The organism is Streptomyces sp. NPDC005004 (assembly GCF_053600675.1).
On the sequence record NZ_JBSGAH010000019.1, the window covers coordinates 68,944 to 84,084 of the forward strand.

At 73.4% G+C, this 15,141-nt stretch carries 14 protein-coding genes; 7 read left to right on the forward strand and 7 right to left on the reverse strand.

Annotated features, from left to right (window positions below; translation table 11 throughout):
• Positions 1 to 200 precede the first annotated feature (200 nt).
• Together ACWEEU_RS24725 and ACWEEU_RS24730 are read left to right on the forward strand one after the other, a co-directional pair.
• On the forward strand, positions 201 to 2,030 hold the full coding sequence (locus ACWEEU_RS24725) for an HSP90 family protein (protein ID WP_451735035.1): 1,830 nt from the start codon (positions 201 to 203) through the stop codon (positions 2,028 to 2,030).
• Positions 2,031 to 2,068: 38 nt separating this feature from the next.
• Entirely contained in the window at positions 2,069 to 4,996 is a 2,928-nt protein-coding gene (locus ACWEEU_RS24730) for a tetratricopeptide repeat protein (RefSeq protein ID WP_451735037.1), read from the forward strand.
• A 30-nt stretch (positions 4,997 to 5,026) separates the two neighbouring features.
• Here the strand turns inward: ACWEEU_RS24730 and ACWEEU_RS24735 are convergent, their stop codons facing one another.
• Entirely contained in the window at positions 5,027 to 6,715 is a 1,689-nt protein-coding gene (locus ACWEEU_RS24735; protein ID WP_451735002.1) for a DAK2 domain-containing protein, read from the reverse strand.
• A 260-nt stretch (positions 6,716 to 6,975) separates the two neighbouring features.
• On the opposite strand from ACWEEU_RS24735, the gene rpmB reads away from it, so the two are divergent.
• The gene (gene rpmB, locus ACWEEU_RS24740) at positions 6,976 to 7,161 is read left to right on the forward strand and encodes a 50S ribosomal protein L28 (RefSeq protein WP_004924906.1); all 186 of its coding nucleotides are present in this window, start codon (positions 6,976 to 6,978) and stop codon (positions 7,159 to 7,161) included.
• A 146-nt stretch (positions 7,162 to 7,307) separates the two neighbouring features.
• Here the strand turns inward: rpmB and thiD are convergent, their stop codons facing one another.
• On the reverse strand, positions 7,308 to 8,093 hold the full coding sequence (thiD, locus tag ACWEEU_RS24745) for a bifunctional hydroxymethylpyrimidine kinase/phosphomethylpyrimidine kinase (RefSeq protein WP_385749377.1): 786 nt from the start codon (positions 8,091 to 8,093) through the stop codon (positions 7,308 to 7,310).
• Between the two features lie 11 nt (positions 8,094 to 8,104).
• Complete coding sequence (locus ACWEEU_RS24750; protein WP_385749370.1) at positions 8,105 to 9,070, reverse strand: thiamine-phosphate kinase; 966 nt, start codon at positions 9,068 to 9,070, stop codon at positions 8,105 to 8,107.
• A gap of 221 nt (positions 9,071 to 9,291) precedes the next feature.
• Between ACWEEU_RS24750 and ACWEEU_RS24755 the strand changes: the two genes are divergently transcribed.
• Positions 9,292 to 9,525 carry an Lrp/AsnC ligand binding domain-containing protein gene (locus ACWEEU_RS24755; RefSeq protein WP_161181519.1) on the forward strand — a complete coding sequence of 78 codons (234 nt, stop codon included), beginning with the start codon at positions 9,292 to 9,294 and terminating at the stop codon, positions 9,523 to 9,525.
• A gap of 20 nt (positions 9,526 to 9,545) precedes the next feature.
• Positions 9,546 to 10,064 carry a DUF3515 domain-containing protein gene (locus ACWEEU_RS24760; RefSeq protein WP_451735004.1) on the forward strand — a complete coding sequence of 173 codons (519 nt, stop codon included), beginning with the start codon at positions 9,546 to 9,548 and terminating at the stop codon, positions 10,062 to 10,064.
• Between the two features lie 67 nt (positions 10,065 to 10,131).
• On the opposite strand, the gene ACWEEU_RS24765 is transcribed toward ACWEEU_RS24760, so the two are convergent.
• The 3 genes from ACWEEU_RS24765 to ACWEEU_RS24775 all read right to left on the reverse strand — a co-directional run bounded on the left by ACWEEU_RS24765 (position 10,132) and on the right by ACWEEU_RS24775 (position 13,184).
• Complete coding sequence (locus ACWEEU_RS24765) at positions 10,132 to 11,292, reverse strand: D-alanine--D-alanine ligase family protein (RefSeq protein WP_385750937.1); 1,161 nt, start codon at positions 11,290 to 11,292, stop codon at positions 10,132 to 10,134.
• Between the two features lie 72 nt (positions 11,293 to 11,364).
• Complete coding sequence (locus ACWEEU_RS24770) at positions 11,365 to 12,375, reverse strand: NAD(P)H-dependent glycerol-3-phosphate dehydrogenase (protein ID WP_451735006.1); 1,011 nt, start codon at positions 12,373 to 12,375, stop codon at positions 11,365 to 11,367.
• A complete protein-coding gene (locus ACWEEU_RS24775) occupies positions 12,372 to 13,184 on the reverse strand; it encodes a lysophospholipid acyltransferase family protein (RefSeq protein ID WP_385750932.1) in 813 nt (270 codons plus the stop codon). Before ACWEEU_RS24775 ends, ACWEEU_RS24770 begins: the two co-directional genes overlap by 4 nt.
• A 220-nt stretch (positions 13,185 to 13,404) precedes the next feature.
• On the opposite strand from ACWEEU_RS24775, the gene cofC reads away from it, so the two are divergent.
• Both cofC and ACWEEU_RS24785 read left to right on the forward strand, forming a co-directional pair.
• The gene (cofC, locus tag ACWEEU_RS24780) at positions 13,405 to 14,055 is read left to right on the forward strand and encodes a 2-phospho-L-lactate guanylyltransferase (protein ID WP_451735008.1); all 651 of its coding nucleotides are present in this window, start codon (positions 13,405 to 13,407) and stop codon (positions 14,053 to 14,055) included.
• 9 nt (positions 14,056 to 14,064) lie between these two features.
• Positions 14,065 to 14,283 (forward strand): hypothetical protein, encoded by a 219-nt coding sequence (locus ACWEEU_RS24785; RefSeq protein WP_451735010.1) that lies wholly within the window; start codon positions 14,065 to 14,067, stop codon positions 14,281 to 14,283.
• Between the two features lie 117 nt (positions 14,284 to 14,400).
• Here ACWEEU_RS24785 and ACWEEU_RS24790 read toward each other — a convergent pair whose 3' ends face one another.
• Positions 14,401 to 15,024 carry an HU family DNA-binding protein gene (locus tag ACWEEU_RS24790; RefSeq protein WP_451735012.1) on the reverse strand — a complete coding sequence of 208 codons (624 nt, stop codon included), beginning with the start codon at positions 15,022 to 15,024 and terminating at the stop codon, positions 14,401 to 14,403.
• Positions 15,025 to 15,141 lie beyond the last annotated feature (117 nt).

The following is a 15,141-nucleotide window of genomic DNA, read 5'->3' on the forward strand; positions in this document are numbered from 1 at the left end:
CCCCGCCCCCGCGAAACGGCCCCGCCGTCCGCCGCCGTATACGGCGGGCGGCGCGCTGGTCAGGGACATCGGGGAAACCCCTGGTCAGGTCATCGGCTCGGGCCTAGGATGACCCGCCCCAGCCATCCCCCGCGGTCACCGCCCCACCCGGACCGCCCGACCCCGCGCCGGACGCGTTTCCCCCCACCGGCGCCGTGACGATGGACTCCCAGACCTCACAGCCGTCCCAGGCTTCCCCGTCGCCCCATACGTTCCAGGTCGACCTGCGTGGTCTGGTGGACCTGCTCTCCCATCACCTCTACTCCAGTCCCAGGGTCTATCTGCGCGAGCTGCTGCAGAACGCCGTGGACGCCGTCACCGCCCGGCGGGAGCGGGACCCCGGCGCACCGGCGACCGTGCGGTTGTACGCCGATGGCGAGGGCGGTCTGCGGATCGAGGACAGCGGCGTCGGGCTCACCGAGCCGGACGTGCACAGTCTGCTCGCGACGATCGGGCGCAGCTCCAAGCGGGCCGAGGGGCTGCAGGAGGCCCGGTCCGGGTTCCTCGGGCAGTTCGGCATCGGGCTGCTGGCCTGCTTCGTGGTGGCCGAGCGGGTCCGCGTGGTCAGCCGCAGCGCCCTCGATCCGCGGGCGGCGCCGGTGGAGTGGACGGCGCGCGACGACGGGTCGTACACCGTGCGCGCGCTGCCCGGTTCCGCGCGGACCGAGCCGGGCACCACCGTGCACCTGGTGGCGCGGGCGGGGGCGGCGGAGTGGCTGTCGCCGGAGCGGGTGCGGGCGCTGGCCCGGGACTTCGGTTCGCTGCTGCCGTACGACGTGCGGGTCGGCGAGGAGGCGGTGACCGACCTCCCGGCGCCCTGGGACCGTGCCTGGCCGAGCCCGGCCGAGCGGCGGGCGGGGCTGGCCCGGCACTGCCACGAGCTGTTCGGTTTCACCCCGCTGGACTCGATCTCGCTGGACGTGCCGCTGGCCGGGGTGCGCGGGGTGGCGTACGTGCTGCCCTCGGCGGTGAGCCCCGCGCAGCGGGCCACGCACCGGGTGCACCTCAAGGGGATGCTGCTGACCGAGCGGGCCGAACAGCTCCTGCCGGACTGGGCGTTCTTCGTGCGCTGTGTGCTGGACACGGACAGTCTGCGGCCGACGGCCTCGCGCGAGGCGCTGTACGAGGACGAGACGCTGGCGGCGGTGCGGGAGGCGCTGGGCGAGCGCATCCGGGGCTGGCTGACCGGGCTCGCGGCGGGCGATCCGGAGCGGCTGAGCGCGTTCCTCGCGGTGCATCACCTGGGTGTGAAGTCGCTGGCGCGGCACGACGGCGAGATGCTCCGGATCATGCTGCCCTGGCTGCCGTTCGAGACGACGGACGGGCGGCTGTCCCTGGAGGAGTTCGCGCAGCGGCACCCGGTGGTGCACTTCACGCGGACGGTCGAGGAGTACCGGCAGGTCGCCGCGATCGCCTCGGCGCAGGGGATCGGGGTGATCAACGGCGGTTACACCTACGACAGCGAGCTGGTGGAGGCGCTGCCGTCGGTGCGGCCCGGGACGGTGGTCGCGGAGCTGGACCCGGACACCGTTACCGCGCATCTGGACACGGTGGACCCGGCGGAGGAGCTGGCGCTGTCGGGGTTCCTGGCGGCGGCGCGGGCGAAGCTGGACCCGCTGGGCTGTGACGTCGTGCTGCGCGCGTTCCATCCGCTGTCGGTGCCCGCGCTGCATCTGGACGACCGGGCGGCACGGCACGAACAGGCCCGCGCGGAGGCGGAGGAGCAGGCGAACGAGCTGTGGGCGGGCATCCTGGGTTCGCTGCGCGGGAGCGCGCCTCGCGCCCGGCTGGTGCTGAACCATCTCAACCCGCTGATCCGGCGCATCGGTTCGCTGGGGGACGCGGAGCTGATCGGCACGGCCACGGAGTCGTTGTACGGGCAGGCGCTGCTGATGGCGCGGCGGCCGCTGAGGCCCGCCGACACGGCGCTGCTGAACCGGGCGTTCATCGGGCTGCTGGAGTGGGCGACCCATGGGGAGGACCGCAAGTGACGGACGCGATCCGGGACTTCGACGCGCTGCGCCGGGCCATGGCGGAGAACGCCGAGCGGCCCGAGGGTCCGGCGCGCAACGCGCGTGCGGAGGAACTGCTCACCGAGGCCGAGAAGCTGGGCATTCCGCTCGCGGTGATCGAGGCGCTGGGGCACCAGTTGAACGTCTACAACTACAGCTCCGAGAAGGACCGCATGTTCGTGCCCTTCGCACGGCTGCTGCGGATGTGGGACGAACGCCCCGAGGACTTCGACGCGTACGAGGCGCACTCGCTGCACTGGGTGTTCAAGTGGATGTCGGCGGGGATGCTGGGCCAGCCGCACATCCCGCTGGCCTCGGTCGAGACGTGGCTGCGCGAGATGGAGGAGCGGTACCGGATCGCGGGTCATTCCGAACGGGCGGTGCGCAGCGCGGAGTTCAGCGTGGCCGCGCATGTCGGGGACCGGGCTCGGGCGGAGCGGGCGTACGCCGCGTGGCTGGCGGCGGACCGGGACTCGATGGCGGACTGCCATGCCTGCGAGCTGCACGGGCAGGGGGTGTGGCAGGCCGAACTGGGCCGGGACGCGGAGGCGTTGGAGCTGTGGGGTCCGGTCCTGGACGGCGAGTTCAGTTGTGCGCACGAGCCGCACCAGGTGCTGGGCTCCTCGCTGCTCCCGCTGCTGCGGCTGGGCCGCCTGGACGAGGCGCGCGCCCACCATCTGCGGGGTTTCCGGCTGGTGCGGCCGATGGAGAGTATGCGGAACGCCTACGCGGACCATGTGGAGTTCTGCGCGCTGACCGGCAACGAGGCGCGCGGTCTGGAGCTGCTCGCGCAGCGGCCCGCGTACTTCACGGACACCGGGCATCCGCGCAGCCTTCTGGACTTCCTGTCGGTGGTGGCGCTGCTGATGGACCGGCTGACCTGGCTCGGTCTCAGCGAGCGTCAGGTGCCGGGGCCGGCCGGGCGGGGCTGGACCGCGCGGGAGCTGGCCGGGTGGGCCCGGGCGGAGGCGCTGGAGCTGGCCGGGCGTTTCGACGCCCGCAACGGCACCTCGTACGTGGGCGACCGGGCGCGGGCGCGGATGGCGCAGGAGCCGCTGGTGGAGCGGCTGCCGCTGGGCGTGCGGACGGTACGGGCCGCCACGGCGCCGGTGGCCGCGCCGCTCGGGGTGTCCGCCGAGCCGGACCGGGCGGGGCTGCCCGCGCTGCTCGCGGAGGCGCGGCGCCTGTCGGACGGGCTGCGTCCGCACGCGACCGAGGCGTGGGCGGCGGTGGCACGGGCCGCCGAGGGCGTGGAGCTGGACGCCCGCGACCGGGCGGAGATCGCGGACCACGAGGCGATGGACCGGGGCCCGGAGGGCGTCGCGCTCTTCGAGCGGGCCGCCGAGCTGTACCTGGAGGCGGGCGACCCCGGCGAGGCACTGGCCGCCCGGGGCCGGGCCGCGTACATCCGTGCCCTCACCGGCGACATGGCGCCGGCCCTGGCCGCGACCGGGGAGCTGTACGACCGGGCGCTGGCGCTGTACGCCGAGGACGCCACCGGGCTCCGGCAGACGGCGGCGGTGCTGATGAGCCGGGCCCGGGTGCTGATGCGCGCGGTGCACGGCGGAGCGGCCGTGCTCGGGGACGTCCCCGGGGACGGGCGGGCGGCGGAGCCCGATCCGGAGGCGGCGGAGGCCGTCGTGCGGCTCGTGCGGGAGATCCTGGCGCTGGTCGACGGGCGCACCGTTGACGACGTGCGGCTGGCGGCGCGGGCCGCCGAGGTGCACGCGATGCTGGCCGAGCTGGCCGAGCTGAGCGGTGATCTGGAGCAGGCGGTGACGCTGTTCCGGCGGGCCACCGAGGAGTTCGTGGCCGCCGGGCTGCCCTGGTTCACGCCGGAGTACGACGTGCGGGTCGCGGCGCTGGCGCACCGGCTCGGGCGGACGGAGGAGACCGAGGAGGCGCTGCGGGGCGCCCTCGCGCACGGCGGGCCGTACCTCGAACCGGTCGCGCGGGCGCAGCTGCATCTCCAGTTGGCGGAGGTGACCGGCGGCCGGGGCGACGCCGAGGAGGCGGCCGCTCAGGCGCTGGACGCCGCGCACTGGGCGGACGAGGCGGGCGAGAGCGGCACGCTCGGCGCCTGGGCCCGGCATCTGCTGGGCGGTGCCCTGCTGCGCCGGGGCCGCTGGGCGGAGGCGGCCGAGGTGCTGGAGTCGGCGCTCGCGGAGCTGTCGGTGGAGCGGCACGGGGACGGCACGGTGGTGCAGACCCGCTGGTGGCTCGGGGACTGTCTGAGCGAGCTGGGCGAGCACCGGGACGCCGCCGAACAGCGGCTGCTCGCCGCCGAGATCGCCCGGCACTGGCCCGAGCAGCAGGACCACGCCACGCTGGCGCACCTGGCGGGCGAGTCCCTGGGTCACGCGGGCCTCCCGGCCGAGGCGGACCGCGCCTATGCGCAAGCCGCCGAGCTGTGGCGGCAGTTGGGCAACGTCCGCTTCCTGGTCCGCTCGCTGCGCGCCCGCGCGTGGCTGGCGGCCGGCCAGGAGGACGGGGCCGAGGACGCGCGGCGGCTGATGGCCCAGGCGGTGCGCGAGTGCGGCGAGGCACGGGAGGACGCGGCCGACCCCATGGCGCACACCGAACTCACCGACGAACTCGGCCACACCCACCGCCAGTTCGGCGACCTGCTGATCCGCCTGGCCGGCGAGGCGTCCGAAGAGGAAGCGATGCGGGCCGCGTTGACCCGGGCACTGGAGCAGATGGAGCGGGCGGCGACGGTCTTCGGCACCCTCGGGTCCGACGGCCTCCACAGCCGCACGAGCGCCGAACTGGCCGCCGGGCGAGTTGAGTTCGACCTGGGCCAACAGGAGGGCGCTCTGGCTCGCGCTCGTACCGTCCTCGCGCTCTACGCCGACGCCGACGACACGGACGAGGTCGCCCACGCCCGCCGCACGGAGGCCGCGCGTCTGCTCGACCACCTGCCCGAGCCGCCCGAGGAAGCCTGAGGCGCGCTCGCTTCCCGGCCGCCCGGCGCCCTACTCCACGCCGATCAGCAGCAGCGCCCCCTGCCTGCCGCCCCGGTACACCACCGTGTCCACGGCCAGGTAGGCGTCGCGCACCCGGGACTCCAGGCGGTCGGCGACCTCCTCGGGGGTCTCGTCGCCCACGACCAGGGTGACCAGCTCGCCGCCCGCCTGGAGCATCCGGTCCAGAACGGTCTCGGCGGTGGCCGTGAGGTCGGGTCCGATGACCGCCACGTCGCCGTCGATCAGGCCGAGCACGTCCCCGGCCTGGCAGATTCCGGCCGTGGTCCAGGACTGGTGCTCGGCGACGACGACCTCGGCGTGCCGGGTGGCGCCGGCCGCCGAGGTCATCTGGACCACGTCCTCGTCGAAGCGGCGCCCGGGCTCGTGCACGGCGAGCGCGGCGATGCCCTGCACCGCCGAGCGGGTCGGGATGAGAGCCACCCGGATACCCTCGGCGCGGGCCTGCTCGGCCGCCGCGGCGGCGGTGTGACGCAGTTCGGCGTCGTTGGGCAGCAGCACCACCTCGCGGGCGTGCGCGCGCCGCAGCGCCTCGGCCAGTTCCCCGCTCGCGGGCGGCTCCCCGGGCCGGGCGAGCACGGTGGTGGCCCCGGCCTCGGCGTACAGCCCCGCGAGCCCCTCCCCCGGCACGACGGCCACGACGGCCCGCTGGACGCGCTCGCGCGCGGGCGGCTCGCCGCCGGTGTGGACGTCCCCGGCCGCGAAGTGGGTGATCCTGATCCGGTACGGCCGCCCGGCCTCCACGCCCGCCTCCACCGCGGCTCCGGCGTCGTCGACGTGCACATGGACGTTCCACAGCCCGTCGCCGCCGACCACCACGAGGGAGTCACCGAGGGCGTCCAGGCGCCCGCGCAGCCGCGCCACGGCCGCGTCACCGGCCTCCAGCAGGTAGACGACCTCGTAGGCGGGGCCGCCGAGCTCCGCGCTCTCGGGGCACGCCTCGACCGGGGCGGGGGCGGGCGCGACGGCGTCCCCCTCGACGGCCACGGCTCTTTCCCCCACGGCGACGGCCGTGTCCTCGACCGTCTCCCCCGTGACCGCCTCCACCAGCGCCCCGAGCACCGCGACCAGGCCCCGTCCGCCCGCGTCCACGACCCCGGCGCGGCCCAGCACCGCGAGCTGTCCGGGGGTCTCGGCCAGGGCGGTCCGCGCGCCCTCGTGGGCGGCCCGCGCGACGGCCCCGCAGTCCTCACCGGCCGTCTCCGCGGCGCGGGCGGCCGCCGAGGCCACCGTCAGCACCGTGCCCTCGACCGGGTGGGCCACCGCCTCCCGGGCCGAGTCGGCGGCGTGCCGCAGGGCCAGCCGCAGCCGGACCCCGTCGGTGTGACGGGCGCCACCGTCGCTCCCCGCGAGCACCTGGGACATCCCGCGCAGGAGCTGCGCCAGGATCGTGCCGGAGTTGCCGCGCGCCCCGATGAGCGCGCCGTGGGCCATCGCGCGCACGGCGTCCGCGAGCGAGGGGCGCCCGGTGCCGGTCTCGTATCCGGCGAAGACCGCCTCCACGGCGGCGGCGGCCGACTCCATGGTCAGGTAGAGGTTGGTGCCCGTGTCCCCGTCGGCGACGGGATAGACGTTGATCGCGTCGATCTCCTCGCGCGCGCGTCCGAGCGCCCGCAGCGCCTCACCGCACCAGGTGCGCACCGCGAGAGCATCGAGGAATGTCAGCGGCACCTGCGCCACCTGCGCCTCCCTGACTGGCCGGCCGTGGCTCGCAGCGTAGACCCCGTGGCCGGGTCCGCCGGAGCAGGGCCGGGAGCGGACCTGCCCCGTGACCGTGGTAGTTTCGTTGTACGGAAGCAGCCGATGTATGCTGCTCCGGTTGCCCGATCCCGGTCGGGCCATTCCCCCTGGCAACGCCACTCAAGATCTCGGACCTCCGGGTCTCGATCCCGGCCTGCCGGGATCAACCGTAAGTGCATCTGAAGTCTTTGGAGTGACCCGTGGCTGCCAACTGCGACGTCTGCGGCAAGGGGCCGGGCTTCGGCAACAACATCTCGCACTCGCACCGCCGTACGCCTCGTCGCTGGAACCCGAACATCCAGCGCGTCCGTACCGTGGTCGGCGGGACGCCGAAGCGCGTGAACGCTTGCACCTCGTGCATCAAGGCCGGCAAGGTCTCGCGCTGACGAATTGCTAAGCGCGCGGCCATAGTCGGTTGCTGCGTCGAGCCGGTCCACCTTCGCGTGGGCCGGCTCTTCGCGTTGCCCTGACGGCGCGCGTAAGACTGTCCCAAGGACGGTCTCAGGCCCGGAGCCCTCGGCCCCGGGCCTTCTCAGTTCCGGAAGCGCCAGCCGTGGTCGACCGGCCCGATGCCCGCGCCCAGCGCGAACCCCGCCTCGATGGCCCCGGTGACGTACGCCTTGGCCTCCGTGGCCGCCTGCGGCACGGAGAGGCCCTTGGCCAGCCCGGAGGCGAGCGCCGAGGCGAGTGTGCAGCCCGTGCCGTGGGTGTGCCGGTTGTCGTGACGCGGAGCACGCAGCCAGTACTCCTCGGAGCCGTCCGTGAGCAGATCAACGGCGTCCCCGGCCAGATGACCGCCCTTGATCAGCACCCAGCGCGGCCCGAACGCCAGGACCGCGCCGGCCGCCCGGCGCAGATCGCCCTCCGACTCGGCTCGAATCCCTGTGAGTTGCGCCACTTCATCCAGGTTCGGGGTGGCCACGGTGGCCACCGGCAGCAGCCTGGTGCGCACGGAGTCCAGGGCGGAGTCGGCCAGCAGCGGGTCGCCGTGCTTGGAGACGCCCACCGGGTCCACCACGGCGGGCGCGTCCGTGCCTGAGATCAACTCCGCCACCGCCTCGACCAGTTCCGCCGAGGCCAGCATCCCGGTCTTCACGGCCTGGACGCCGATGTCGTCGACCACGCTGCGGTACTGCGCCCGCACCGCCTCCACGGGCAGTTCCCAGGCGCCCCGCACACCGAGCGAGTTCTGGGCCGTCACGGCCGTGATCACGCTCATGCCGTGCACGCCGAGGGCCAGCATCGTCTTCAGATCGGCCTGGATACCGGCGCCTCCGCCGGAGTCCGAACCCGCCACGGTCAGGACGCGCGGCGGCACCCGGGACCCGCTCACGACTCCACGTCTCCGAAGTGGTCCCAGCCGCCCTTGTTCGTCCAGGGCGCGCCGTCCACGGTCACCTGGGGCAGCGCCGAGGGGTTGAGGACCTCACCGATGATCTTCCAGCGGGCGGGCAGCTTGGCGTCCGGCGGGAAGGTGGCCACGATCGCGTGGTCCTCTCCCCCGGTCAGCACCCACTGGAGCGGGTCCACGCCGACGGCCTGCCCGATGTCGTTCATCTGGGTGGGGATGTCGATCGCGCCGGAGCGGATGTCGATGCGCACCTTGCTGGCCTCGGCGATGTGCCCGAGGTCCGCGATCAGCCCGTCGCTCACGTCGCACATCGCGGTGGCGCCGAGCGCGGCGGCGGCCGGACCCGCGTGGTACGGCGGCTCGGGGCGGCGGTGGGCCTCCACGAAGGCGCGCGGCGAGCGGAAGCCCCGGGAGAGTACCGCGAACCCGGCGGCGGACCAGCCGAGCCAGCCGGTGACGGCCACCATGTCGCCGGGCTGCGCGCCCGCGCGGGTGACCGGCTCCTGGTTTCGCAGATCGCCGAGCGCGGTGATCGACACCGTGATCGTGTCCCCGCGGACGACGTCCCCGCCGACCACCGAGGCACCGGCGACCCGGCACTCGTCGCGCAGGCCGTCCATCAGCTCGCTGGGCCAGGTGACCGGCAGTTCGGCCGGGACGACCAGGCCGAGCAGCAGCGCGGTCGGCACGGCGCCCATCGCGGCGATGTCCGCCAGGTTCTGCGCGGCGGCCTTGCGGCCCACGTCGTAGGCGGTGGACCAGTCGCGGCGGAAGTGCCGGCCCTCCAGCAGGATGTCGGTGCTCGCCACCACCCGGCGGTCCGGAGCGGCGACCACCGCGGCGTCGTCACCGGGGCCGACCCGGACCGCCGGGGTGGTGGTGAGACGGGAGGTCAGCTCCCGGATGAGCCCGAACTCGCCGAGCTCACCCACTGTGCCCTTCATGGCGTCAAGCCCCTTCTCTGCCTGTCCGTGCCCGGTCGCGTCTTCAGTGTCCCCGATACGGCCGGAGCGGCCTTCCCGGGGACGCCGGCCGTCAACTTTCGTCCCGCTCGCACCCCGGCACGCGGACCCGGTCGCGGAGGTCTCCCCGCGGGGACCGGCGACGCGATACCGTGGCGTTCCTTTCCCCCACATGATCCTCGTGGCCGCACCCTGGAGGTTCCGTGGTACAGGCGTACATCCTGATCCAGACGGAGGTCGGCAAGGCGTCGACCGTCGCCGAGACGATCGGCAAGATTCCCGGAGTGATCCGGGCCGAGGACGTCACCGGGCCCTACGACGTCATCGTGCGCGCGCAGGCCGACACCGTCGACGAGCTGGGTCGGATGGTGGTCGCGAAGGTCCAGCAAGTGGACGGCATCACGCGCACACTGACCTGCCCGGTCGTCCATCTGTAGCCCCCGTCTACCCTTGGCCGGTGAACTTCTTCCGTCACCGGCCCCTCGGCCTGCTCGCGCCCGCGCTGCTGATCGCGGTCGCGGGCTGCTCCCCGGCGCACGACGGCGGTTCGGTCGAGGCTCCCCGCCCCGACGCGCGCACCGCCCCCCTGTGCCGGAAGCTGCACGAGGTGCTGCCCGAGGCGGTGGACGGCAAGCGCCGTAGCGACCCCGGTCCCCGGTCCGTGTACACGGCGGGCTGGGGAGGCTCGGCGATCATACTGCGCTGCGGGGTGGTCCGGCCGCCCAAGATGATCGACCCGAAGGTGGCCACGGGAGACGACCCCGACGCGATCCCGGGCGGGGTCGACGGAGTGGACTGGCTCATGGAGAAGCAGGGCGACGGCGTCTGGCGCTTCACCACCGCCAACCGGCGTGCGTACGTGGAGCTGACCCTGCGGGGTCTCGCGGGCCCGGACGACGCCTCCCCCGCGCTGTCCGCCCTGGCCCCGGCCGTGAAGAAGGCGATCCCCAAGGGGATCGCCTCCATGCGGCACTGAGCCGGTGACCAGGGCCTGTCTGACAATTCCCGTCGTCGCCCGGCAGACGAGAATCGTCAGACAGGCCCTAGCGGAGCCCGGTCGAGCGCCGCAGCGCCGCCTGGATCAGGCGGTCCACCAGCTCCGGGTAGGAGATGCCGGACGCCTCCCACATCTTGGGGTACATCGAGATCGGCGTGAACCCGGGCAGGGTGTTGATCTCGTTGATGACGAACTCGCCGCCGTCGGTGAGGAAGAAGTCCGCGCGCACGAGCCCCTCGCAGGCCGCCGCCTCGAACGCCTCCACCGCGAGCCGCTGGACCTCGGCGGTCTCCTCGGCGGTGAGCGCGGCCGGGACGACACCGGGGGTGGAGTCGATGTACTTGGCGTCGAAGTCGTAGTACGCGTGCGCGCTCGGCGGCGGGATCTCCGCCGGGACGGAGGCGCGCGGGCCGTCCTCGAACTCCAGGACACCGCACTCGATCTCGCGGCCGCTCAGCGCGGCCTCCACGATGATCTTCGGGTCGTGCCGCTGGGCCTCGGCGATCGCCTCGTCCAGACCGGAGAGACCGTCCACCTTGGTGATGCCGATGGAGGAGCCCGCGCGGGCGGGCTTCACGAACAGCGGCCAGCCGTGCTCACCGGCGAAGTCAACGATCTTCTTGCGGGCGGCGGACTCGTCCCGCTCCCACTCGCGGGGCCGGATCACCACGTACGGGCCGACCTTGAGCCCGAAGGAGGTGAACACCCGCTTCATGTACTCCTTGTCCTGGCCGACGGCCGAGGCGAGCACACCGCAGCCGACGTACGGCACACCGGACAGCTCCAGGAGTCCCTGCAGGGTGCCGTCCTCGCCGTAGGGGCCGTGCAGCACCGGGAAGACCACGTCGACCTCGCCGAGCGCCTTGGGCACCGCGCCGGGCTCGCTGTAGACGACCTCGCGGCTGGCCGGGTCGACGGGGAGCACCACGCCGCCCTCGCCCGGCTCGGCCACGTCCGCGACCTCGGGGGTGCGGCGCTCGGCGATGGCCATGCGCTCGGGCTCGTCGGCCGTCAGCACCCAGCGGCCGTCCCGGGTGATGCCGATCGGCAGGACGTCGTACTTGGTCCGGTCGACGGCACCGAGGACGGCGCCGGCGGTGACCGTGGAGATCCCGTGTTCGGAGCTGCGGCCGCCGAAGACGACGGCCACACGCGGCTTGCGCGACGGCTTCTGCTCGGGGCTCTGGGGGAGGTTCTCGGTGCTCATATCGCGATGAGAGTACCCGTTAGTACACCGTGGCGACAGCGCTGACCGGGGCGCTTGCGGGTGCCGTGTCGCTCAGTGTCGTTCGGGCTTCGCGCTGCGCGACATCAGCTCCTTGAGGGCGACCACCGGCGGCTTGCCCTCGTGCACGATGTCCACCACCGTCTCGGTGATGGGCATGTCGACACTGTGCCTGCGGGCCAGATCGAGCACGGACTCGCAGGACTTGACGCCCTCGGCGGTCTGCTTGGTGACCGCGATGGTCTCCGCGAGCGTCATGCCCTTGCCGAGGTTGGTGCCGAAGGTGTGGTTGCGCGAGAGCGGTGAGGAGCAGGTGGCGACGAGGTCACCGAGTCCGGCGAGGCCGGAGAAGGTGAGCGGGTCGGCGCCGAGCGCCATGCCGAGCCGGGTGGTCTCCGCGAGGCCGCGCGTGATGAGCGAACCCTTGGCGTTGTCGCCGAGCCCCATGCCGTCGGCGATGCCGACCGCGAGCCCGATCACGTTCTTGACCGCGCCGCCGAGCTCGCAGCCGGCCACGTCGGTGTTGGTGTACGGCCGGAAGTACGGCGTGTGGCAGGCCGCCTGGAGCCGCCGGGCCACGGACTCGTCGGTGCAGGCGACCACGGCGGCGGCCGGCATCCGCGCGGCCACCTCACGGGCGAGGTTGGGCCCGGTGACCACGGCGACGCGCTCGGCCGGGATCTTCGCGACGTCCTCGACGACCTCGCTCATCCGCATGGCGGAGCCGAGTTCGATGCCCTTCATCAGGGAGACGACGACCGTGTGCGGGGCGAGCAGCGGGGCCCACTCGGCGAGGTTGGCGCGCAGCGTCTGGGAGGGGATCGTCAGGACGGTGAAGTCCGCGTCCCGCAGGGCCTCGGCGGCGTCCGAGGTGGCGCGCAGGTTGTCCGGGAGTTCGACACCGGGCAGGTAGTCGGGGTTTGTGCGCGTGGAGTTGACCACCTCGGCCACCTCCGGGCGGCGGGCCCACAGGGTCACCTCGCAGCCCGCGTCGGCGAGCACCATCGCGAAGGCGGTGCCCCACGATCCGGTGCCCATGACGGCGGCGCGGACGGGTGCGCTCACTTGGCGCTCCCCCCTTCGGTGCCGGCGGTCTCGGCGGGAGCGGGCTCCTTGACGGCCGGGCCCTCCGGGCCGGACTGGGCGCGGGTCCTGCGGCGCTGCTCGATCCGCTCGCGGCGCGGGTCGTAGGGGGTGGCGGGCGCCTTCTCGCCGCGGATCTCCTCGAGCTGCCGGGTGATGGCGGCCATGATGACCTCGGTCGCCTCCTTGAGCACCTCGGCGGTCATCTCGCGGTCGTAGAACCGGGAGAGGTCGACGGGCGGTCCGGCGAGGACGTGGTGGGTCTTGCGCGGGAAGAGATGGGGCTTCTTCGCGTAGGGCGGCAGGAGTTCGTTGCAGCCCCACTGCGCGACGGGGATGACCGGGCACTTGGTCTGGAGGGCCACGCGGGCCGCTCCGGTCTTGGCGGTCATGGGCCAGCCGTCGGGGTCACGGGTGAGGGTGCCCTCGGGGTAGAAGGCGACGCACTCGCCGCGCTCCACGGCGTCGATGGCGGCGCGGAACGCGCTCAGCGCGTCGGTGCTCTCGCGGTAAACCGGGATCTGTCCGGTGCCGCGCATCGCGGCGCCCACGAATCCCTTCTTGAAAAGGCCGCTCTTCGCGAGGAATCGCGGAACCCGGCCGGTGTTGTACTGATAGTGCGCGTACGCGAAGGGGTCGACGTGTGAATTGTGGTTCACCGCGGTGATAAATCCGCCCTCGGCCGGAATGTGCTCCATTCCGCGCCAGTCACGCTTGATCAGAACCGCCAGCGGCGGTTTGCAGATCACCGCGGCGAAGCGGTACCAGAAGCCGATTCTGCGGCGGGACACGCGGACACCTTCCTCCAGGGCCTCTGAGGGCCGTCATCTCGGCCGGTGGTCGCACAAGTTTCACTTGAGGCCGCCGGTCTGTCGAGAACACCGTACGCCCGCACGTCAGTACGCACCGCCCCCGGATGGGGCTTCACAGCATTCCCCCAAAACCGGCCGGACGGAAGACGCCCGGCTCCGCGGGTGACAATGACCGCGACGAGAGAGGGACGGTACGCCGGTGCAGTGGACCTTGGTGATCCCCCTGAAACCCTTGGCACAGGCCAAGAGCAGGCTCGCGGCCGCCGTTCCGGACGGCGTGCGGGCCGGTCTGGTTCTGGCGTTCGCGCAGGACACGGTGGCGGCGGTACTGCGGTGTACGCGAGTGACGGGTGTGGCGGTCGTCACGGATGACGCGGTGGCCGGCCGGGAACTGGCGGCGCTGGGCGCCCGGATCGTCCCCGACGTGCCGGAGGGGGGTCTGAACGCCGCCCTGGCGCACGGCGCCGCCGCCGTGCGCGCCCTGCGGCCCGGTGCGGCCGTCGCCGCCCTCAACGCCGATCTGCCCGCGCTGCGTCCGGCGGAGCTGTCCCGGGTCCTGGAGGCGGCGGCGGTCTTTCCGCGGGCGTTCCTCGCGGACGCGGCCGGGATCGGCACCACGCTGCTCACGGCGGCCCCCGGCCACTGCCTGGAGCCCGGCTTCGGGGGCGCCTCCCGGGACCGGCACCGCGCCTCGGGAGCGGCGGAACTGCTGCTCGCGGACGTGGACTCGGTACGGCAGGACGTGGACACGGGCGCGGATCTGCGGGCGGCGCTGGCGCTCGGGGTGGGTCCGTACACGGCCGCGTCGGCGGCACTGCGGCCCCCGGCGGTGCCCACGCCCGGCCAGTAGGCTGCCGTCATGCAGGCGACCGCTTACACGTACGACCCCGAAACCCGCAGCGGACAGGTGCTGCTGGACGACGGCACCCCGCTGCCCTTCGACGCGGCGGCGTTCGACGCGGGCGGGCTGCGGCTGCTGCGGCCGGGTCAGCGGGTACGGATCGAGACCGAGGCGGAGGGCGCCGAAGGGGCGTCCGGGGGGCGCCGGATCACGCTGGTGACCCTCCAGACGTTCTGAGCCCTCCCCGGACACACCGCTTCCTGCCGACACACCGCGGGCCGGACTCCCGGTGGGAGTCCGGCCCGGCGTGTTGAGCGCCCTCGGGTGTCCTGGCCGACCGCGGGGACCTGACGCCTAGCGGGCGGTGGCCTTCTTGGCGGCGGTCTTGCGCGCCGTCGACTTCTTGGCGGGCGCCTTCTTCGCGGTGACCTTCTTCGCCGGGGCCTTCTTGGCGGTGGTCTTCTTCGCGGCGGCGGTCTTGGCGGTCGCCGTCGACTTCTTGGCGGGCGCCTTCTTCGCCGTGGTCTTCTTGGCGGCGGCCGTCGTCTTGGCCGGGGCGGCCTTCTTGGCGGCGGTCTTCTTCGCGGCGGCGGCCTTGGTGGTCTTCTTGGCCGCGGCCTTCTTCACCGTCGCGGAAGCGCCGCCGGTGAGGCTGCCCTTGGGCGCCTTCTTCACGGAGACCTCGCCACCGCGCGGCAGCTTCTTCGAACCGCTCACCAGATCCTTGAAGCCCTGGCCGGCGCGGAAGCGCGGCACCGAGGTCTTCTTCACCCGGACCCGCTCGCCGGTCTGCGGGTTACGGGCGTAGCGGGCGGGGCGGTCCACCTTCTCGAAGGACCCGAAGCCGGTGACCGAGACCCGGTCGCCCGCGACGACGGCGCGGACGATGGCGTCCAGGACCGCGTCGACAGCATCGGCGGCCTGCTGGCGGCCCCCCATCTTGTCGGCAATCGCTTCTACGAGCTGCGCCTTGTTCACGTCTTCCCCTTCGGAGACATCGCCAGAACGAAACTGTTCAAGCTTTTTCGCACGTTAGGCAGATATATACCGCAAATCAAACACGAAACGGGCTTCTCACCCTTGTGCCGCAACGGA